At 68.5% G+C, this 14726-nt stretch carries 14 protein-coding genes and 1 riboswitch; of the genes, 10 read left to right on the forward strand and 4 right to left on the reverse strand.

What is annotated here, in order from left to right; all coding sequences use genetic code 11:
- The first annotated feature begins 16 nt into the window (after window positions 1–16).
- The 5 genes from DIE06_RS28455 (at window position 17) to DIE06_RS28475 (ending at window position 5118) form a co-directional block, all read left to right on the forward strand.
- On the forward strand, window positions 17–841 hold the full coding sequence (locus DIE06_RS28455) for an ABC transporter permease (RefSeq protein WP_124615536.1): 825 nt from the start codon (window positions 17–19) through the stop codon (window positions 839–841).
- A 10-nt stretch (window positions 842–851) separates the two neighbouring features.
- The gene (locus DIE06_RS28460) at window positions 852–1748 is read left to right on the forward strand and encodes an ABC transporter permease (protein ID WP_124664259.1); all 897 of its coding nucleotides are present in this window, start codon (window positions 852–854) and stop codon (window positions 1746–1748) included.
- A 13-nt stretch (window positions 1749–1761) separates the two neighbouring features.
- Complete coding sequence (locus tag DIE06_RS28465) at window positions 1762–2793, forward strand: ABC transporter ATP-binding protein (RefSeq protein ID WP_124664260.1); 1032 nt, start codon at window positions 1762–1764, stop codon at window positions 2791–2793.
- A gap of 38 nt (window positions 2794–2831) precedes the next feature.
- A complete protein-coding gene (locus DIE06_RS28470; protein ID WP_124664261.1) occupies window positions 2832–3656 on the forward strand; it encodes a phosphodiesterase in 825 nt (274 codons plus the stop codon).
- Window positions 3657–3918: 262 nt separating this feature from the next.
- Window positions 3919–5118: an MFS transporter gene (locus DIE06_RS28475; protein ID WP_124664262.1), complete on the forward strand. Its 1200-nt coding sequence runs from the start codon at window positions 3919–3921 to the stop codon at window positions 5116–5118.
- Window positions 5119–5139: 21 nt separating this feature from the next.
- Here DIE06_RS28475 and DIE06_RS28480 read toward each other — a convergent pair whose 3' ends face one another.
- The 4 genes from DIE06_RS28480 to DIE06_RS28500 form a co-directional block, all read right to left on the reverse strand.
- Window positions 5140–6330: an EamA family transporter gene (locus DIE06_RS28480; RefSeq protein WP_124664263.1), complete on the reverse strand. Its 1191-nt coding sequence runs from the start codon at window positions 6328–6330 to the stop codon at window positions 5140–5142.
- Window positions 6331–6696: 366 nt separating this feature from the next.
- Entirely contained in the window at window positions 6697–7485 is a 789-nt protein-coding gene (locus DIE06_RS28490) for a molybdopterin-dependent oxidoreductase (protein WP_124664264.1), read from the reverse strand.
- A gap of 29 nt (window positions 7486–7514) precedes the next feature.
- Complete coding sequence (locus tag DIE06_RS28495; RefSeq protein WP_124664265.1) at window positions 7515–8144, reverse strand: cytochrome b/b6 domain-containing protein; 630 nt, start codon at window positions 8142–8144, stop codon at window positions 7515–7517.
- Window positions 8145–8248: 104 nt separating this feature from the next.
- Window positions 8249–8530, reverse strand: a complete 282-nt coding sequence (locus DIE06_RS28500; RefSeq protein ID WP_124664266.1) for a pentapeptide MXKDX repeat protein — start codon at window positions 8528–8530, stop codon at window positions 8249–8251.
- Window positions 8531–8793: 263 nt separating this feature from the next.
- A riboswitch (TPP riboswitch) is annotated at window positions 8794–8910 on the forward strand.
- 124 nt (window positions 8911–9034) lie between these two features.
- Between DIE06_RS28500 and thiC the strand changes: the two genes are divergently transcribed.
- The 5 genes from thiC to DIE06_RS28530 all read left to right on the forward strand — a co-directional run bounded on the left by thiC (window position 9035) and on the right by DIE06_RS28530 (window position 14719).
- Window positions 9035–10966: a phosphomethylpyrimidine synthase ThiC gene (gene thiC / locus DIE06_RS28505; protein WP_124664267.1), complete on the forward strand. Its 1932-nt coding sequence runs from the start codon at window positions 9035–9037 to the stop codon at window positions 10964–10966.
- A gap of 252 nt (window positions 10967–11218) precedes the next feature.
- On the forward strand, window positions 11219–11434 hold the full coding sequence (locus DIE06_RS28510; protein WP_044848011.1) for a glycine zipper 2TM domain-containing protein: 216 nt from the start codon (window positions 11219–11221) through the stop codon (window positions 11432–11434).
- 218 nt (window positions 11435–11652) lie between these two features.
- Window positions 11653–11901 carry a hypothetical protein gene (locus tag DIE06_RS28515; RefSeq protein WP_124664268.1) on the forward strand — a complete coding sequence of 83 codons (249 nt, stop codon included), beginning with the start codon at window positions 11653–11655 and terminating at the stop codon, window positions 11899–11901.
- Window positions 11902–12045: 144 nt separating this feature from the next.
- The gene (locus DIE06_RS28520) at window positions 12046–12972 is read left to right on the forward strand and encodes a DMT family transporter (RefSeq protein ID WP_124664269.1); all 927 of its coding nucleotides are present in this window, start codon (window positions 12046–12048) and stop codon (window positions 12970–12972) included.
- A gap of 466 nt (window positions 12973–13438) precedes the next feature.
- A complete protein-coding gene (locus DIE06_RS28530) occupies window positions 13439–14719 on the forward strand; it encodes an EAL domain-containing protein (RefSeq protein WP_124664270.1) in 1281 nt (426 codons plus the stop codon).
- Window positions 14720–14726: the final 7 nt, after the last annotated feature.

Here is a 14726-nt window from a genome sequence, read left to right on the forward strand (position 1 = left end):
CGGCCGGAACCACGCCATGCTCGACCTGACTTTCCCGCTGCGTTGGCGCGTCGCGCTCGTCGCGCCGGCGCTCGCGATGTTCGCCGCGTTCTGGCTGCTGCCGATGGCGGCACTCGTGCAGGTGTCCGCCGACGGCGCGTTCTTCACGCAGTACGCGGCGCTGCTCGGCAACGCACGCTACATGAAGAGCCTCGGCGAGACGGTCGCGTTGTCGGCCGGCGTCACGCTCGCGACGCTCGCGCTGTCGACGATCTCGGGCCTGCTGCTCGCGCGCCGCGAGTTCGCGGGCAAGCGCGTGCTGCTCGCGCTGCTCACCTTTCCGCTCGCGTTCCCGGGCGTGGTGGTCGGGTTCATGGTGATCATGCTCGCCGGCCGGCAGGGGCTGATCGGGATGCTGTCCGCGAAGCTGACCGGCGACAAGTGGGTGTTCGCGTATTCGGTTGCCGGGCTGTTCGTCGGCTACCTGTACTTCTCGATTCCGCGCGTGATCGTCACCGTGATCGCGGCCGCGTCGAAGCTCGACGCGTCGCTCGAGGAAGCCGCACGCTCGCTCGGCGCGTCGCCGTGGCGCATCTTCATCGACATCGTGCTGCCGGCGCTCGCGCCGGGCCTGATCGCGGCCGGCGCGATCTGCTTCGCGACCGCGATGGGCGCGTTCGGCACCGCATTCACGCTCGCCACCGACCTGAACGTGCTGCCGATGACGATCTACACCGAGTTCACGCTGAACGCGAACATCGCGACGGCGGCCGGCCTGTCGATCGTGCTCGGCATCGTCACGTGGGCCGTGCTCGCGCTCGCGCGCCGGTTCACCGGCCACACCGCCGCCGCCGCGGCCTGAGGATTCCTTCATGCAATCGCTTTCCGGTTCGTCCGCGCCGTCGCCGGCGCCCGCTCCGTCGCAGGTGAACGGCGCCGCACGACGCGCGCCGCGCGTGTCGGGCGCGCGCGCGATCGCCACGCTGCAATGGGGCGTCACGCTGCTGCTGTGCGCGTTCCTGATCGTGCCCGTCGTGATGTCGGTGCTCGCGGGCCTCACCGTCAACTATTTCCGCGGACTGTCGAGCGGCCTCACGCTGCGCTGGCTCGAACAGGTGTGGCAGCAGTACCAGGGCTCGGTCGCGCTGTCGCTCGGCGTCGCGTTCGCGACGCTCGCGATCGTGCTCGTCGTCGGCGTGCCGGCCGGCTATGCGCTCGCGCGCAGCAAGAGCCGCATCGCCCGCGTGATCGAGGAAGCGCTCGTGCTGCCGGTCGCGCTGCCGGGCCTCGCGTCGGCGCTCGCGCTGCTGGTCGTGTACGGCGGCTTCACCGCGTTCCGGATGAGCCTGTGGTTCATCGTCGTCGGCCACGTGGTGTTCACGCTGCCGTTCATGGTGCGCGCGGTCGCGGCCGTCGCCGCCGGGGCCGACCTGCGCACGCTCGAGGAAGGCGCGGCGAGCCTCGGCGCGTCGTTCGTCACGCGCTTCGTCACGATCGTGCTGCCGAACCTGCGCCCCGGCATCGTCGCGGGCGCGCTCGCGGTGCTCACGCTGTCGATCGGCGAATTCAACCTGACGTGGATGCTGCATACGCCCGATACGAAAACACTGCCCGTCGGGCTCGCCGATACCTATGCGTCGCTGCGTCTCGAAGTCGGCAGCGCGTACACGATCGTGTTCCTGCTGATGACGCTGCCGCTCCTCGTCGCGATGCAGTGGCTCGGCGTCGATCCGTCCGGCACGCGCGCACTGAAGCGCCGGCCACGCTGAACCTACCGCTGCCATGAAACTCGATTCCACTCCCATCACCCTGACCCGCTGCGCGAAGACGTTCCGCGGCACACGCGTGCTCGAACCGCTCGACCTGTCGATCGGCGCGGGCGAGACGCTCGTGCTGCTCGGCCCGTCGGGCTGCGGCAAGACGACGACGCTGCGCCTGATCGCGGGCCTCGACACGCCGGACGCCGGCGGCACGATCCTGTTCGGCGGCGACGACGTGACCCTGCTGCCGATCGAACGCCGCCAGGTCGGCATGGTGTTCCAGAACTACGCGCTGTTCCCGAACCTGACGGTGCGCGGCAACGTCGGCTACGGGCTGAAGATCCGCAAGACCGAGCCGCGCGCGCTGCGCGAACGCATCGACGAATTGCTCGCGATGATGCGGCTCGACGCGCATGCGGACAAACCGGTCGATCAGCTGTCGGGCGGCCAGCGCCAGCGTGTCGCGCTGGCGCGCGCGCTCGCGGTGCGCCCGCGCGTGCTGCTGCTCGACGAGCCGCTGACCGCGCTCGACGCGAAGCTGCGCGACGTGCTGCGCCGCGAGATGAACGCGCTGTTGCGCGAGCTCGGCGTGACGACCGTGTACGTCACGCACGACCAGGCCGAGGCGATGGAACTCGGCGACCGGATCGTCGTGATGGGCGCGGGCCGCATCGAGCAGATCGGCACGCCGCGCGACATCTACTACCGGCCGGCGAACCGCACGGTCGCGCAGTTCATCGGCACGCTGAACCGGCTTGCGGGACAATGGCGTGACGGCGCGCTCGTGACGACCGGTGGCTCGATCGCCACGCCGCACGCCGCCGACGAGTGGTTCTTCCGCCCGGAGGACGCGCAGCTCGCCGATCCGGCGCATGCGCCGCTGCGCGGCGCGATCGGCGCGTGCGCGTTCCTCGGCGAGCGCACGCGGCTCACGATCGAGCACGCGGCGCCCGACGCGCTCGTGATCGACGTGCCGGGGCGCATCGAGCTTGCGCGCGGCACGGCGGTCGGCCTCACGATCGCGGCGGAAGGCCTGATCGCACTCGCCGCGTAACACCGCCCCACAATAATCAGATATTCCGAGGAACGACGATGCTGCTTGCACAAATCAGCGATCTCCACATCAAGCGTCCGGGCCAGCTCGCGTACCGGCGCGTCGACACCGCCGCCGCGCTCGCGCGCTGCGTCGCGAAGCTGAACGCGCTGGAGCCGCGCCCCGACGCGGTGCTCGTCACGGGCGACCTGACGGACTTCGGCCACGACGACGAATACCGCCACCTGCGCGACCTGCTCGCGCCGCTCGAGATTCCGTACTACCTGATGGTCGGCAATCACGACGATCGGGCGGGGCTGCGCCGCGCGTTCGCCGACCGCCCCGAATTGCAGGACGGCGAGTTCGTGCAGTACGCGCTCGACGTCGGCGCCGTGCGCGTGCTCGCGCTCGATTCGCAGGTGCCCGGCACGAGCCACGGCGACCTGTGCGATGCGCGGCTGGCGTGGCTCGCCGCGCAGCTCGACGCCGCGCGCGAGCAGCCGGTGATCGTCGCGCTGCATCATCCGCCATTCGCATCCGGGATCGGGCACATGGACGCGCTGCGCCTCGCACCCGCCGCCGCCGCGAAGCTCGATGCGCTGCTGCGCGGCTATCCGAACGTGGAACGCGTGCTGTGCGGCCACGTGCACCGGACGATGTTCACGCGCTTCGGCGGCACGCTCGCGTCGGCCGTGCCGGCGCCCGCGCACCAGGTTGCGTTCGACCTGCGCACGGACGCGCCGTCCGCGTTCCGGCTCGAACCGCCCGCGTTCGCGGTGCACGTCCATGCGCCGGAAACGGGGATGACGTCCCATCACGTGTACGTGGACGAAGGCGACGGGCCTTATCCGTTCTATGAACCGAGCGGGGAGCTGGTCGACTGACGGCGCGCATCGGGCTCGTATCGGGCTCGTATCGGGCTCGTATCGGGCTCGTATCGGACGCGATGACGGGCGGCCGCGGACGGTCGCGACCCGCCACGCACCGGTCGCGCCGCCTGGTCGCCTGGTCGCCTGGTCGCCTGACGGCCTGGCCGGCAGGATTCACGGTGCTCCGGTATGATCGGCAGCCTCGACCGGCGCCCGGCCGCCTGCGCAACCGATGCCGCGCCGCACGCCATGCCGCCCAACTCGTTCCGTTGCCGCCATGTCCGCCGCCTCCACCGACCGTCCGACCGACGCCGCGTCGCCCCACTACTCGCGCAGCCTGCTGTTGCTGCTCGCGACGATCGCGGGCGTGTCGGTCGCGAACATCTATTACAACCAGCCGCTGCTCGACAGCTTCCGCTCGGCCTTTCCCGACGGCGCGTCGTGGATCGGCGCGGTGCCGACCGCGACGCAGCTCGGCTATGCGGCCGGCATGTTCCTGCTCGCGCCGCTCGGCGACCGTTTCGATCGCCGCGGGCTGATCCTGATGCAGATCGCGGGCCTGTCGATCGCGCTGATCGTCGCCGCGGCCGCGCCGTCGCTGGTGGTGCTCGCCGCGGCGAGCCTCGCGATCGGCGTGCTCGCGACGATCGCGCAGCAGGCCGTGCCGTTCGCGGCGGAAATCGCGCCGCCGGCCGAGCGCGGGCATGCGGTCGGCACCGTGATGAGCGGCCTGCTGCTCGGCATCCTGCTGGCGCGCACGGCAGCCGGCTTCGTCGCCGAATATTTCGGGTGGCGGGCGGTGTTCGGCGCGTCGGTCGCGGCGCTCGTCGCGCTGGCCGCGGTGATCGTACTGCGGCTGCCGCGCAGTTCGCCGACGTCGACGCTGTCGTACGGCAAGCTGCTCGGCTCGATGTGGCACCTGGCGGTCGAGCTGCGCGGGCTGCGCGAGGCGTCGCTGACGGGCGCCGCGCTGTTCGCCGCGTTCAGTGCGTTCTGGCCGGTGCTCACGCTGCTGCTCGCCGGCGCGCCGTTCCATCTCGGCCCGCAGGCCGCGGGTCTGTTCGGGATCGTCGGCGCGGCCGGTGCGCTCGCCGCGCCGTACGCGGGTCGTTTCGCGGACCAGCGCGGCCCGCGCGCGATCATCTCGCTCGCGATCGCCCTGCTCGCGGCGTCGTTCGTGATTTTCGCGCTGTCGGGGACGAGCCTCGTCGGGCTCGTGATCGGCGTGATCGTGCTGGATGTCGGCGTGCAGGCCGCGCAGATCTCGAACCAGTCACGCATCTACGCGCTGAAACCCGAGGCGCGCAGCCGCGTGAACACCGTGTACATGGTGTGCTACTTCATCGGCGGCGCGCTCGGCTCGTCGGCCGGTGTCGCCGCGTGGCGCGCGTTCGGCTGGACCGGCATGTGCGCGGCCGGGCTGTTGTTTACCGCGCTCGCCGGCTGGTTCCATCATCGCGGCGCGCAGCGCGGCTGAAAGCCGCCGCGCGCGCCGGCGTCATGCGTCGGCGCGCGATGCGGCCGGTTCGGCGGCAGGCGGCGGCGCGAATGCCTGCGCGGGATCCATGACCGCGGCCGGGTCCACGACGGCCGCCGGTGCCGGCACCGCAAGCGGTACCGCGGACGGCGCGAGGATCGGCGCCGGCTCCGGCATCGCGGCCTGATCCGGTGCGGACGCCGCGCCCGCCGCCGCTTCGCCGGCCACGGTTGCCGCGGCCGCCACGACCGGCGAAGCGTCGGCTGCCGCGCGCGCCGCGGGCCGGCGCGCCGGATCGAACAGGAACGACAGCCCGACGCTGCCGAGGATCGCGACCGTCGCGATCACGGTCGCCGTCGTCACGGGCTCGCCGAGCATCAGCGCACCGAGCGCGACCGCGACGATCGGGTTCACGTACATGCAGCTGCTCGCGATGATCGGGCTCGTATGGCGAATCAGGTAGCCGTACGCGACGTACGCGGCCATCGTGCAGAACACCATCAGGTACACGAACGCGAACACCGGCACGACCGCGACCTGCTCGATGCGCTCGCCCATCAGCCACGCGGCGATCGTGGACATCAACCCGCCCAGGCCGATCTGCAGCGACGTCGACAGGAACAGGTCGGACGGCAGCTTGAGCCGCGTCGCGAGATGCGCGCCGCCCGCCCAGAACAGCGCGCCGGCCAGCACGCAGACCGTGCCGAGCGCCGAGTTCGCGGCGGCCGCGCCGCCCGAATTCAGCACGACGATGCCGACCATCCCGAGCGCGACGGCCGCCCACTCTCCCTTCGCGACCGGACGCCCGGCGACCGCCGCGATCACGGTCGCGAACAGCGGCACCGTGGCGACCATCACCGCGGCCGAGCCGCTGCTGACCGTGCGCATCCCGAGCGCGATCGTGCCGGACGACAGCGCGACCAGCATCGTGCCGACGATCGCCGAGTTGCGGATTTCCAGCAACGTCGGCCATTCGGGCTTGCGCCGTAGCGCGAAGATGAACAGGCCCATCCCGCCGAGCAGGTTGCGCAGCCCCGACAGCAGCAGCGGCGGGAATGACTGCAGCGCGAAATGCAGGCCGCTGTAGGTCGAACCCCAGACGAAATAGATGAATACCAGGGCCAGCGCGACGCGGCCACCGCGGCTTTGCGGCAGGCGGACGCGGATCGGCAGGCGGGCGAAGAAATCGAGGAGGCGATCGAGCGGGGTCATCGTTCAGCCTGCCCGCACGACGTGCCGCGTGCTCCGCTGAAAGACGCCGGAGAGGCCGGCAAACGGCCCTGACGGGACCGGGAAGGCGGAGACGGACGTGCGGAACGACATGGCAGTGCGAACGGCGACGAATAAGAACCGGCAAGCGGCGGCAGAGGGTCGGGAAAAACGTGCGCGAACGGCTTCGTCCACGCACGCTCGGCATTATGGCATCAAGGATTCGAAAGCATCGTCAGACCTGTCTGAAAGGATATCGACTGACGTTTCGGCGCGACATTTTCGGCATCCGGACGAACGGAATCCGGGGCCGGATACGCGCCGCACGCCGATGCTCGGCAACGCGCGCCTGCGTGCGCGCCCCGCCGTTCACGATCCGCCGAACCAGTTGTACCCCTGATCGACCCAGTAACCGCCCGGGAAAGTATCGGTCACGAAGATTTCCATGATGTGCTTCGGATTCTTGTAACCGAGCTTGGTCGGCATCCGCAGCTTCATCGGAAAGCCGAATTCGGGCGGCAGGCGATGGCCGTCGTAATCGAATGCGAGCAGCGTCTGCGGATGCAGCGCGGTCGGCATGTCGATGCTTTCGTAGTAGTCGTCCGCGCATTTGAAACCGACGTATTTCGCGTGCGTATCGGCACCGGCGCGTGCCAGGAACGCGCCGAACGGCGTGCCGCCCCAGCGGCCGATCGCGCTCCACCCTTCCACGCAGATGTGCCGTGTGATCTGCTCCGCGTGCGGCAGCGCATACAGCTCGTCGAGCGTCCACTCGCGCTTGCCCGTCACGCGGCCCGACAGCACGAGCCGGTAGGTCGACGCATCGACGTGCGGCACGTCGTCGATGCCGTAATACGCATTGAACGGGAACGGCCGCGTGATGTCCGCTTCGGTATAGGTCGGCGCGAGCCGCTCGCCGCTGAACAGCCAGGCCTGCACACGATCGTTCATGCGCGACACCTTCTCGAGGAACGTATTGACCGACGCGTCGTCGTGCAGCGTGCAGCCGGTCAGCATCGTCAGCCCGCCGAGCGTCAGGATGCGCCGATTGAACAGCCGCCGCGACGGCATCTCCAGCTCGCGGCGCACATCGAGCTCGAGCGACTTGCGGTCGAGGGTCCAGCGCGAACCATCGCGCCTGGTTTCGGATTCCGACATGATGATTTCCTTCACCCGAAGTTGACGGGTCAGCGCCCGCGCAGCATCGCGAGCAGCGAGCGCGGCACCAGCAGCGCCATCGCGACGTGCACGACGAAGAACGCGACGAGCAGCGACATCGCCCAGAAATGCACGACGCGCGCGTTGTCGTAACCGCCGAACAGTTCGCGCAGCAGCGGGAACTGCACCGACTTCCAGATCGTCAGCCCGGACAGCACCAGCACGATCAGATCGACGATCGCGACCAGGTACGCGGCACGCTGCACCGCGTTATAGACGCTCAAGTCGTCGTGCGCGAGCCGGCCGCGCAGCGCGGCGCGCACGTCGCGCCACACGGACGCCGGCGTGACGGGCAGCATCTTGCGCGCGAGGCGTCCGGTCGCGATCGACATCGTCAGGTAGAACAGCCCGTTGGCGACGAGCAGCCACATCGCCGCGAAATGCCATTGCAGCGCACCGCCGAGCCAGCCGCCGAGCGTGATGCCATGCGGAAACACGAATGGCGGATAGATCGGCGACGCATCGTAGATGCGCCAGCCGGACAGCACCATCAGGATGGCCGCGAGCGCGTTGAGCCAGTGGCTCACCCTCACCCACAGCGGATGGATCGGGCGCGCGGGCGGCGTGGCCGCGCGCCCGGAGGCGGGAATGGTTTGCATGATGAAGACTCCCGGAACGCGTCGACGAGACGAGACGAAACGAGACGCGGGCGGGCGGCCGTCGTGCAGCACACGCGCCGGCCGCGCGCCCTGCCCGGCTTCCGTCAGTTCGACGGCGCCATCTTGTCGCCCGACGACGACTTGCCCATCGCGTCGTGGCCCATCGCGTCCTTCTTCATCGCATGCTTCTTCATGGCGCCCTTCTTCATCGCGCCATCCTTCGCCATCGCGTCGTGGCCCATCGCATCCTTCGCCATCGCGTCGTGGCCCATCGCGTCCTTCGACATCGACGAGTTGTCCTTCGACATCGCATCGTTCTGCGCAAACGCGCCCGTGGCGACCGTGGCGAAAGCTGCAACGCAGGCGGCGATCAGTACTTTTTTCATGACATCTCTCCAAACATGGGTTTAAGGAGCCGAATAGACGGACGACGTCGCGAGAAATGACAGCCGCTGCGGAATTTTTTTGACGTGTGAAAGCACGCCATGTTGCACCGCTTCGCCGCGGCCGGTCGATCCTTCGGACCACGCGGCGGCAACGCACGCTGCCATTTCGACGGGCCATCGCGCCGCCCGTCATGCTGCGGCCGCACCGGAACAGCCGATCCTCCCCCGGTTGAAACCGCCGCCAAGCCAGTGTATCGTGTGCGCTGCTAACGCGGGGGTCCTGCAATGCGTTCGGTCAAACAACCGGCATTGCGGGTGAGAAATACCCTTTGAACCTGATCTGGATAATGCCAGCGCAGGGAAGCGTACGGATTTCGCCGCCATCCTTCTGACGAAATCCGCCGCCTCACCAAGCCTCGTCTCCTGCTTAGCGCGAGCCCCACATTCGTCAAGGGCTCCGGGCAAGCGCCGAAGCGCCTGTCCGGCGCTCACACAGGAGATTGCATGAACGCCAATCCGAAGTTTCTGTCTGCCGACGCCCACGTCGACGCCGCTGCCGTCGCGCCGCTGCCCAATTCGCGAAAGGTTTATGTAACCGGCTCGCAGCCCGACATTCGCGTGCCGATGCGTGAAATCACGCAGGCCGACACCCCGACCGGCTTCGGCGGCGAAAAGAATCCGCCGATCTACGTGTACGACACGTCGGGCCCCTACACCGATCCGGACGCGAAGATCGACATCCGCGCGGGCCTGCCCGCGCTGCGCCAGCGCTGGATCGAAGCGCGCGGCGACACCGAAGTGCTCGACGGCCTGTCGAGCCAGTACGGCCTCGAGCGCGCGGCCGACCCGGCCACCGCCGACCTGCGCTTCCCGGGCCTGCACCGCAACCCGCGCCGCGCGCAGCCCGGCAAGAACGTCACGCAGATGCACTACGCGCGTCAGGGCATCATCACGCCGGAAATGGAATACATCGCGATCCGCGAGAACCAGCGCCGCGCCGAGTACATCGAGAGCCTGAAGTCGAGCGGCCCGAACGGCGCGAAGCTCGCCGCGATGATGGGCCGCCAGCACCCGGGCCAGGCGTTCGGCGCCGCGGCCTTCGGCGCGAACGCGCTCGCCGAGATCACCCCCGAGTTCGTGCGCGACGAAATCGCGCGCGGCCGCGCGATCATCCCCGCGAACATCAACCATCCGGAATCCGAGCCGATGATCATCGGCCGCAACTTCCTCGTGAAGATCAACGCGAACATCGGCAACTCGGCCGTCACGTCGTCGATCGGCGAGGAAGTCGACAAGATGACGTGGGCGATCCGCTGGGGCGGCGACACGGTGATGGACCTGTCGACCGGCAAGCACATCCATGAAACGCGCGAGTGGATCATCCGCAACAGCCCGGTGCCGATCGGCACGGTGCCGATCTACCAGGCACTCGAAAAGGTCAACGGCAAGGCCGAGGACCTGACCTGGGAAATCTTCCGCGACACGCTGATCGAACAGGCCGAGCAAGGCGTCGACTACTTCACGATCCACGCGGGCGTGCGCCTGCAGTATGTGCCGCTCACCGCGAACCGGATGACGGGCATCGTGTCGCGCGGCGGCTCGATCATGGCGAAGTGGTGCCTCGCGCATCACAAGGAAAGCTTCCTGTACGAACACTTCGAAGAGATCTGCGAGATCATGAAGGCGTACGACGTGAGCTTCTCGCTCGGCGACGGCCTGCGTCCCGGCTCGATCTACGACGCGAACGACGAAGCGCAGCTCGGCGAACTGAAGACGCTCGGCGAACTCACGCAGATCGCGTGGAAACACGACGTGCAGGTGATGATCGAAGGCCCCGGCCACGTGCCGATGCAGTTGATCAAGGAGAACATGGATCTCCAGCTCGACTGGTGCAAGGAAGCGCCGTTCTACACGCTCGGGCCGCTGACCACCGACATCGCACCGGGCTACGACCACATCACGTCGGGCATCGGCGCCGCGATGATCGGCTGGTTCGGCACCGCGATGCTGTGCTACGTGACGCCGAAGGAGCACCTCGGCCTGCCGAACAAGGACGACGTGAAGGAAGGGATCATCACGTACAAGCTCGCCGCGCACGCGGCCGACCTCGCCAAGGGTCACCCCGGCGCGCAGGTGCGCGACAACGCGCTGTCGAAGGCGCGTTTCGAGTTCCGCTGGGAAGACCAGTTCAACATCGGTCTCGATCCGGACAAGGCGCGCGAATTCCACGACGAGACGCTGCCGAAGGATTCCGCGAAGGTCGCGCACTTCTGCTCGATGTGCGGCCCGCACTTCTGCTCGATGAAGATCACGCAGGACGTGCGCGAGTTCGCGGCGCAGCAGGGCGTGTCGGAAAGCGAAGCGCTGAAAAAGGGGATGGAAGTCAAGGCGGTCGAGTTCGTGAAGACCGGCGCCGAGATCTATCACCGTCAGTAAGCCCGCACGCGAACTCGGCGGTCCGCACGGACCGCATCGTCGCGCACTGCACGCAGCCCGCTTTCGAGCGGGCTTTTTTGCGCGCTCGCGCATGCATTGTGCCTGCCGGCACAAGGGAAACAATTGATTACGAAACCGTCCGCGCCTTAACAAGTCCTTACAGCAGCCCCACGGGACGGCAGGTAGATTGAGTTCATGCACGGCCGCCATGCGGTCACGCGACCTCTGTTCACTCCCACAAGGACAACGATCATGAATGCTTCGATTCGGCGTTTTGGGGTATGCGCGCTGCTCGTCACGACGGTGGCCAGCCTGTCGGCCTGCGATTCGATGACACGACGCCAGCGCGATACGGCAATCGGTGCGGGTGTCGGCGGCGTCGCCGGCGCGGCGATCGGCGGCAACGCGCTGTCGACGCTGGGCGGCGCGGCAGCCGGCGGCATCATCGGCAACCAGGTCGGCAAGTAAGCCGGCCCGGCGCCCGCCTGCCGCGCGACGCGCGGCACGTTTCGACCAGACGGCGCTTCCGCGATGCGGAAGCGCCGTTTTCGCATCCGGCGGCGGCGTTCGCCCGGCATGCCGAATCCGTATGCGGAAATGATCCGTTACCGTTTTGCGCACCTTGTCATCACCGCGCGGCCTAAGCTTAAGCATCTGCCGATTGCCGGCGCCGCCGGAGAAACATCATGAACAGGACCCTCGTCGCCGCAACGCTCGCGTGCGCGACACTCGCCGGCTGTTACTACCCTTACGGCTACTACCCGTCCGGCTATTACGCGGCGGCGCCGGTGCAGCCCGCGCCCGTGTACGTCGACCCCGGCCCCGCGTACTACTATCCGGCCCCTGCCTATGCTCCGGCCTGGGGCGGTTACTGGGGTCCCGCGGTGTCGCTGAACTTCGGCTTCGGCGGACGCGGCGGCTGGCGCCATCATTGAACGGCCGCGCCGGCCGCCCGGCCGGTTCGCGCGTCGGCGGTGAACGGATTTCCCGTTTCTTGTCGTTTCATCCGATCGTGAAACGACGGCGCGGTCACGCGGTGTAAGATCCTTCGCATCCCGTCCCCTCGCCCGCCACGCTCGATGTCGCCCAAGAACGCCTTGCTGCTGACCATCCTCGCCGCCCTGTGGGGCGCGTCGTTCCTGTTCATCCGGGTCGGCGTCGCCGATTTCGGCGTCGCGCCGCTGATGGCGCTGCGGGTAGGTATCGGCGCGCTGTTCCTGACGGGCCTCGCGCTCACGCGCATCAAGCCAGCCGACCTCGGCGCGCGGCTGCGCCGGCACGCGTGGCCATTGTTCGTCGTCGGCGTGCTGAACTCGGGCGCACCGTTCTGCCTGTTCGCCTATGCCGAACTGACGCTGTCGGCCGGCGTGACGTCGGTGATCAACGCGACGACGCCGCTGTGGGGCGCGCTCGTCGCGTACCTGTGGCTGAAGGACAAGCTGTCGCTACCGCGCGCACTCGGCCTCGTGATCGGCTTTGCCGGCGTGCTCACGCTCGTGTGGGATCAGATCGCCCACGCACACGGCAGCACTGGCGCCAGCGCGACCGCGCTGGCCGCCGCCGCTGCACTCGGCGCGACGCTGCTGTACGGCATCGCGGCCAACTATACGAAGCGCAAGCTCAGCGGCGTCGATCCGCTCGTCAACGCGACCGGCAGCATGATCGGCTCGACCGTGCTGCTGCTGCCGTTCGCGATCGCGACGTGGCCCGCTGCAGCCGTCAGCATGCATGCGTGGGGCGCCGTGCTCGCGCTCGGCATCGCGTGCACGGGCATCGCGTATTTCATCTTCTTCTATCTGATCGCGCATGTCGGCCCGGCCCGTGCGATTACTGTGACGTTCGTGATCCCGGTATTCGGCCTGCTATGGGGCGCGCTGTTCCTCGGCGAACATGTATCGGTCGTGATGATCGAGGGTTGCGCGATCGTGCTCGTCGGCACCGCGCTTGCGACCGGCGTGATCAAGCGGATTCCGGGGCTCCGTCCGCGCGGCGGCGAAGCGGCCTGAAAGGCGTCGGGGCCGGCACCCCGCCCGTCCGGGTTCCCCGCGACGCGCCAGCCGCCGATCCGCATGCGCCGCACGTCGACCGGTGCGCGACGGCGCTTATCGTTTTTCACCCGATGCCGATGCAGCCGCCCGGCTCCCCTGTTTTCCCGCTCTCCCCCATTCTTCGCACGCAATGCACGCAATGCACGCGGCACACGCGGCACACGCGGCACTGTCGCCGCGTGCGGACCAGCAATCCTTGCGTGTCGCGCGCTGCCGGGCGGACAGCCCCGTCCACACGTCGGTGTAGCGTTTGCGTCTGGAGTTACCCTGATACGCGTGCCGCGCCATTCCCGTTACACTCGTAACACTCATCCGCAGAAGGCGGTCACGATGCACCACGTTCTTTCGCGTCCACCTGCGCGTGCGACGGCTTCTGCGTGGCGCGCACGATACCGCCCCCCGATCGCCCCGGGGCACCGTTGACATGAAGCCCTCCCGCGACCTCTCGCTCGATTCCCTGCTCGAACGCCTGACACCGACGCCCAGCGGCTGGATCGCCACGTATCGCGACACGACGCTGCGCAGCGTGTTTCAACCCGTGCTGTCGATCACGCACAAGCGCGTGGTCGGCTATGAAGCGCTGCTGCGCGTGGTGGACGAAAACGGCACGCTGGCTTCGCCGGTCGCGCTGTTCGACAAGACGCGCGCCGCTGCCGACGCGTTGTTGCTCGACCGGCTCGCCCGCTGCCTGCATACGGCCAACTTCGTCGCGCAAGGCATCGGCGACGGCTGGCTGTTCCTGAACGTGACACCGCGCGTGCTCGACACGGGCCTCGTGCAGCGCGAATTCGTCGAGGCGCTGTGCCGTCATTTCGCACTGCCGCCGAACCGCATCGTGCTGGAAGTCGTCGAGCAGCCGGCGCGCGACGAAGCCGCGCTTGCCCGCACGATCGACATGATCCAGCATCGCGACTTCCTGATCGCGATCGACGATTTCGGCACCGGATTCTCGAATTTCGATCGCGTGTGGCGCGCACGGCCCGATATCGTCAAGCTCGATCGATCGCTCGTCGAGCGCGCGAACGCGTCGGCCGAGGATCGCCGCATCATGCATCACCTGGTATCGATGCTCCATCAGGCCGGCGCGATGGTGCTCGCCGAGGGCGTCGAAAGCGACGATGCGCTGCAGGCGCTGATGGAGGCCGATATCGATTTCGTCCAGGGCTTCCAGTTCGGCCAGCCCGATGCGTCGATCGCGCACGCGAGCGCCGCGGCACCCGCGATGCTCGACGCCGCGTGGCAACGCTTCATCGCCCACCGGCATACGCCGGCGATCGCCGAGCAACCGGGCTTCGACGCGATCGAGCGCCTCGTGCTCACCGGCGCGGCCGCGTTTTCCGCGAGCGGCAACCTGCAGGACGCCGCGCAGCGCGTATTCGCGGTGCCGGCCGCACGCCGCGTGTTCGTCACGGACGAGATCGGCGAACAGTTCCTGCCGTCGATCGGCGCACGCCCCGAGGACGGTCAGGCGGGCGGCACGCGGCTCGCGCCGCTGTTCCCGGAGACGCACAGCAACTGGTCGCGGCGCCCGTACTTCCAGCGCGCGATCGCGGCGCCCGGGCGCGTCGCGCTGATGGGCCCGCACTTCTCGCTGACCGAAGGCCGCGACTGCTATACGGCGGCCGTCGCGATTCGCGCGCAGAGCCGTCTCGTCGTGTTCTGCGTCGACTTCGTGCTCGACAGCGCGGGCACCGTGATGCGGTAGCAGAGGC

This window comes from Burkholderia sp. Bp8998 (assembly GCF_003854235.1).
Classification (GTDB): domain Bacteria; phylum Pseudomonadota; class Gammaproteobacteria; order Burkholderiales; family Burkholderiaceae; genus Burkholderia.